The following is a 5,507-nucleotide window of genomic DNA, read 5'->3' on the forward strand; positions in this document are numbered from 1 at the left end:
TGGGGGTGTGTGGGGTGTCTTTTTTTGCCCGTGGGGTGGGGGGGTGTGCTGTCCCCCTCCCCCCCCCCCCCCCCGGGCCCGTTCCTGGTGGGGGGGTGTGTGCGGATTGCGCACGGTGCCGTCGCTCTCCGCCTTCCACTCCTGTGCGACCGTGCCGACTCACAAGGACCTTACGGAACGAGACGTGGTTTCGGCATCGCCGTGGTTCTGCAGGCCGATGTAACAACATGCCGCCCATGGAGGTGAGGGTGCCGTCCGCAAGGTCGAACGAGCCCGGTCCGGTCTGCTTCCAGCCGCTGCCCAGGGAAACGGGCCTAACGCCTTCTGACCAGCCAACGACCCTGGCTACACCGTTAAGTTGCCCCGCACCAAAAATCGTGACAGAGGGTGTCGTGGTTCGTCGGTAACTTGGCTTCGCGGCGATCGGGCTGTCCGATCGGCCATATTACGAAGGAGCGTCAAGTGGGGTCTCAGGTCAATCCGTGTATCACGTTCAACGGCAACGCGCGGCAGGCGATGGAGTTTTACCGGGAGGTATTCAGTGGCGAGTTGGAGGTGGGAGCTGTGGCGGACTTCGGCTCACCGGACTCGCCCAACGCCGACAAGGTCATGCACTCTCGTTTGGACACTCCCGCCGGCTACACGCTGATGGCATGGGACTATCCCGATGACAGGCCCGGCCACCCGTCCTATCGGCCCGGCAACAATGTCGCGATCTTCCTCGACGGCGACGACAGGGGGCTTCGCGACTACTTCGAGAAGCTGTCCGTCGGTGGAACCGTCACGCTGCCTCTGGAAAAGCAGGTGTGGGGCGACGAGGCGGGCTCGCTGGTCGACCAGTTCGGGATCAGCTGGATGTTCAACATCACCGACCAGAACCGCTGATCGGCAACCGGGTCTCTTGCCCTCTCAGTGCACGGCACGGGGATGACGGCACTTGTGCGCCGTTTTCGGGGTGCCGGGCCCGACGCATGCTGCCGTACGCGGGGTCAGTCGCCGTCGATGATCTGGTACAGGTAGATGATGTGGGACTCGTCGTCCGGCATGGCGTTCACATCGTCGGACTCGGCGTCGATCCGGAAGTAGAACTCCGGGGCCTTGGGGCCCTTGAGCTGACCCTTGTCCTGCATCAGCACCAGCTGGTCGAGGAACGCGTTGACGCTCGGCGTCTTGGTGCCGAGCTCCTCGGCGATCATGCCGCCCACGACCACCTTGAGGTGGGCCGAGTCGATGAGCACGTTCTGCGCGGCCCCGGTCGCGCTGGACGTCCGGAAGTCGGGGCCCATGTCGCCGCACTCGTAGTAGCCCAGGGCGATGCCCAGCGTCGCGTCCGGACTCTCGCCGCCCATGTTGACGGACTCGACCTTCCCGTAGGGGCCCTGACCGTCGTTGTCGCAGACCGACCCGGACAGCGGCTTCTGGCGGTCCGCGTAGTCCCAGTTGCCACCCTTGTCCGAATCTCCGGTGCCGCCACCGGAGTTGGCGCCGCCCGAGCCCTCGATGTCGTCGCCCGTCTTCTCCGGGGCGGGGCTGGAGGTCTGCTTGCCGCCGGAGCTGCCGTCGCCGGACGGCTTCTCAGCGGACTCGGACGCCGTCGGGGACGGCTTGGGGTCGCCGCCGCTGTTGTCGTCGTCGGACGGCTCGCAGGCCGTGGTGGCCAGGGCCAGCGCGGCAGTGGCGCCCAGCAGGCCGAGTTTCCAGTTCTTGCGGGTCTTCGTACGCATTGGGTTCCTTCGTAGGCGTGGCGGGAGCGGTGAGAGTGCTTGCTGCTGTGCCGGTACGTGGTCAATGAGCCGGCTGCAGCAGCGTGGCGGGGGCGGGGGGGGGGCAGGTCGTCGTCGTGCATCTGAGTCCCACCGGGCAACCATCAGGTAGCCCGGTGCCCGGTGTCGCACCGCGCGCGTTAGTGCTCAATCCAGCCACTGCCCCCGAACAGCCCCTTGAACTGAACGTAGAACTTCTTGCCGGGTACCGCGTTGTGCGCGATGACCTTCCATTCCCCACCACTCACCGACTTCCAGGCATTGCAGGCGCTGGGAGTACAGACCCGGACCTTGTGAGTGCCTGAGTTGGGCATCAGGCTGATGTTGTGGCACCCGCTGCTCACCACCGCCCAATGTCCTGCATTGGGCCAGTGGGCGTCGTTGCCGGGGCCCGTGCCTGCTTCACTTTGATACGGCGCTGCGGAGCAGGACTGCGCAGTGGCCGCCGTGCTGGGCGCTTCCGAGGCGAGCGTGGGCACGGTCATGGCGGCCAGTACGGCCGCAGCGCCGCCCAGCATCGTGGCGACCTGCCTGGTCTTGATCATTGATCCCCCAGTTTCCGGAGAGGCCGACACCCCCCACCTGATGGCGCCAGCCAGCGATCGGCGCCACCAGAGAAGGTAGAAGCGCAAACGTGACGGCGTCGTCGCGTGCTGGTTTGATCACCGCCTAAACCCTGGCGGTACGTTCGCGGTTCCTACAACTTCCGCGGTATGAGGGCCCCTCGCCTGCGCATTGCCCCAAGGCGGACCGTGACGGGAGCACCGCCTGCCTGCGAACGGCCGCACCGTCTCACGGCATCATCAAACCGTGAGACGGTGCGACCGTCACATCAATGCCCAATCGCCCGGGCTACGACTGATCGTTGTGGAGGCTGACCGTGGCGATGGCCGGGGGAAGGGCCCGGGACGAGGTGATCCGCAGTCGCACCTTGCTGGTCGTCACCGACTCCGACAGCTTCAGGATGCGGCGGTAGCCGATCGTGGTGGCCTTGCCGGCCTCCTTCCAGGACTGTCCGTCCCAGACATCGACGGCGAAGCCCGTCGTCCGCTGGCCCACCTGGATGTTCTCCTTCACGTTCACGGTGTTGAAGGTCTTGTCGGAGCCCAGGTCAAGGACGAGGTTTCCGCTGGTGCCAGTGGGCTGCCAGGCGGTGTCGTCGGTGTCATCCAGCACGTTGCCGGGGTCGTTCCCGGGGGTGTGGGAGGTGCCCGCGTCGTCAGCGGCGGTCGCGCCCTCGGCGTGGTCCGTGTCGAAGGTGGACCGGATCCACCCGCCGAACTCCCGCATCCGCGCCTCTTCCGGCCCGGCGACCCTGCCGTTGTTGTCCGGGGCGACGTTCAGCAGGAGCTGGCAGTTCTTGCCCACCGAGTTGCGGTACATGTTCTTCAGCGCGTCCAGGGAAATCGGCTGTGCGTCCTTGTTCCAGAACCAGTTGGGGCCCTGCAGTCGGCCGTCGCACTCGGCCGGGTGCCAGGCCAGGTAGTCCGAATCCGTGGTCAGCTTGTCGTCACTGGCGATGTCGTCGCCCTGGAAGCCGTAGGTCGGGGTTCGTTCGCCGTCCGGTTCGGCCGCGCCCTTCTGCGGTACGACGCTCCACTCGTTGGTACGCGTGGTGAGTCCGTCCTCGTTGCCGACCCAGCGGATGTCAGGGCCACCGAAGACGCCGGCCGACGGCTGGAGCATGCGGATCATCTTGTACCAGTCGGTGAAGTTGTAGCTCTGGTTGAGCCCCGCGTCCTTCCAGGGGTTGGCTCCGTCCAGCCACACCTCGTCGAACTTGCCGTACTTGGTGAGCACCTCGTAGAGCGTGTTCATGTAGTACGTGTTGTAGTCGTCGGCCTCGACGGTGAACTTCGGCCCGTCGCCCCCGTTGCTCGGGATCGTCACGGTCTTCTTCTCGCTGCCGTTGCCGTACCGGCCCTGGCCGCCCGGAGTCCGGTCCCGGTCGTCATAGGTCGACTGCTCGATGGTGGTCAGGCTCTGCCCCGCATCGTGCTTCTTGACGATGCCCGGGACCCACTTCTCCTTCCACCACTGATGGGGCAGTTCCGAACCATCGGCAGGGGAAAGGTAGACACCGACCTTGAGTCCGACCTTGCGAGCGGAGTCGGTGAACTCCTTGAGGACGTCACCCTGACCATTCCTCCAGGAACTGGAAGCCACCCCGTGACTGGAGTAGGCCGAGGGGAACAGCAGCATCCCGTCGTGATGCTTGGCGGTGAGGATGACCTTCTTGAACCCTGCGTCCTTGAAGGTGCGCGCCCACTGGTCGGTGTCGAGGCTGGAGGGGTTGAAGACATCCGGGTCCTCGGCGCCCGAGCCCCATTCCCTTCCGGAGAAGGTGTTCGGCCCGAAGTGGACGAATCCCGTCAACTCCTCCTGCTGCCAGGCCAGTTGCCTAGCTGTCGGCGTCACCTTCGCCGCCTTCTCGCGGATCTGCTCCGGGGCGTCCGAGTCGTTGATGGAAACTATGGGGTTCTCCGCCCCGGCCGCTGCTGACACGTGCGCCGCATGGCTCTCCTGCGCGGCCGACGAACTTGCGGGCAACATGCCGGTGCCGCACGCGGTGAGGACAACGAGCGCGGCGATCGCGGTCCGCCGTGCTCGCCGACGGGTGGGGGCCGCACCGGTCGTGAGTCTGGTCATGAGCCGTCTCCAGAGTGCTGTGGGGGGGTGGAATGGCCAGGACACGGGCGGCCGTTCAGAGGGCATCAAGGTGCCGCCGAGGGTTTCGCGCACCTGGATGCACAAGGAGGCGCGGCTACCGCGTCCAGATCTTGCACTCGTGCGAGAGTGCAATACATCGGAGGTCCAGGCAACGGTTTGCACAAAGGTTCGTTGAAACGACGGCGAAACCCGCAATACATAGGAGCTCTCCTGTCGCTCGGGGTATCCGGCGGATCGCCTGCTCCGCATCGGCTCGGCGGACAGGGACGCCTCGTTTGCCCTTGGCCGGAGAGCACCAACGTCACTTGCGGGCCGCCTCGTTCGCCCTGGAAGCCAGCTACGTGCGGGTGGCAGTCACTGGACAGCCCTTTGGGCTGTGGCCCCTCCGCGTGACACGAAGCTCAGGCACAGATATGCCCAGCCGGTGCAGACAACCAAGACGGATTCTGACTCGGTTCACCAAGTGATCACGGCGACCGGCAAATCTGCGTCGATCTCCGTCGTGGCCATCGGGCCGCTCACCCTGGCTGTAGCGGCAGCCGGCCTTTCAGCGCAGGTCCAGCCGCATCAGGACCCGGGGGTGACCGGCCAGTACCGAGGTCGTGTCGGCGGCGTGGGTGAATCCGGCGCGTTCGAAGTTCTTGCGGATACCGGCGTACGCCATCGTCAGGTCGACCTTGGCATCACCGCTGTCGAGGGGGTACGCCTCGACCACCGGTGCGCCGTGCGCGCGGGCGAACTCGACCGCGCCGGTGATCAAGGCGTGCGAGATGCCCTGCTTCCGGTGACCGGGGCGTACGCGGATGCACCACAACGACCAGACCGGCAGGTCGTCGACGTGCGGGATCTTACGGCTGTGCGCGAAGGAGGTCTCCGAGCGCGGTGCCACGGCGGCCCAGCCGACCGGCTCGTCACCGTCGTAGGCGAGCACGCCGGGAGGCGGGTCCGCACGGCACAGCCCGGCGACGTACTCGCCGCGGTCCGGACCGCGGCGCTCGTTGTTGTGCTGGGTGGGGTTGGGATAGCTCAGGCACCCGCAGACGTTGGCCTGCGGTGAGTTCGGGCGTGGCTCGG

The 5,507-nt window shown here is 66.3% G+C and carries 5 protein-coding genes; 1 reads left to right on the forward strand and 4 read right to left on the reverse strand.

Features of this window, described 5'->3' with window-relative positions:
• Nucleotides 1-462 precede the first annotated feature (462 nt).
• Nucleotides 463-885 carry a VOC family protein gene (locus ACFWY6_RS43800; RefSeq protein WP_384703023.1) on the forward strand — a complete coding sequence of 141 codons (423 nt, stop codon included), beginning with the start codon at nucleotides 463-465 and terminating at the stop codon, nucleotides 883-885.
• A gap of 104 nt (nucleotides 886-989) precedes the next feature.
• On the opposite strand, the gene ACFWY6_RS43805 is transcribed toward ACFWY6_RS43800, so the two are convergent.
• The 4 genes from ACFWY6_RS43805 to ACFWY6_RS43820 form a co-directional block, all read right to left on the reverse strand.
• Nucleotides 990-1,724: a hypothetical protein gene (locus ACFWY6_RS43805; RefSeq protein WP_384703026.1), complete on the reverse strand. Its 735-nt coding sequence runs from the start codon at nucleotides 1,722-1,724 to the stop codon at nucleotides 990-992.
• 179 nt (nucleotides 1,725-1,903) lie between these two features.
• The gene (locus ACFWY6_RS43810; protein ID WP_384703029.1) at nucleotides 1,904-2,308 is read right to left on the reverse strand and encodes a hypothetical protein; all 405 of its coding nucleotides are present in this window, start codon (nucleotides 2,306-2,308) and stop codon (nucleotides 1,904-1,906) included.
• A gap of 307 nt (nucleotides 2,309-2,615) precedes the next feature.
• Nucleotides 2,616-4,412 carry an alpha-L-fucosidase gene (locus tag ACFWY6_RS43815; protein ID WP_384703032.1) on the reverse strand — a complete coding sequence of 599 codons (1,797 nt, stop codon included), beginning with the start codon at nucleotides 4,410-4,412 and terminating at the stop codon, nucleotides 2,616-2,618.
• 568 nt (nucleotides 4,413-4,980) lie between these two features.
• On the reverse strand, nucleotides 4,981-5,507 hold a 527-nt coding region (locus tag ACFWY6_RS43820; protein ID WP_384703035.1), incomplete at its 5' end, for a GNAT family N-acetyltransferase.

Source organism: Streptomyces sp. NPDC059037 (assembly GCF_042740015.1).
Classification (GTDB): Bacteria; Actinomycetota; Actinomycetes; order Streptomycetales; family Streptomycetaceae; genus Streptomyces.

What these genes read in the sequence shown, in the direction of transcription:
- ACFWY6_RS43805 (WP_384703026.1), bottom strand. Translation starts at nt 1,724, where the DNA reads ATGCGTACGAAGACCCGCAAGAACTGGAAACTCGGCCTGCTGGGCGCC.
- ACFWY6_RS43810 (WP_384703029.1), bottom strand. Translation starts at nt 2,308, where the DNA reads ATGATCAAGACCAGGCAGGTCGCCACGATGCTGGGCGGCGCTGCGGCC.
- ACFWY6_RS43815 (WP_384703032.1), bottom strand. Translation starts at nt 4,412, where the DNA reads ATGACCAGACTCACGACCGGTGCGGCCCCCACCCGTCGGCGAGCACGG.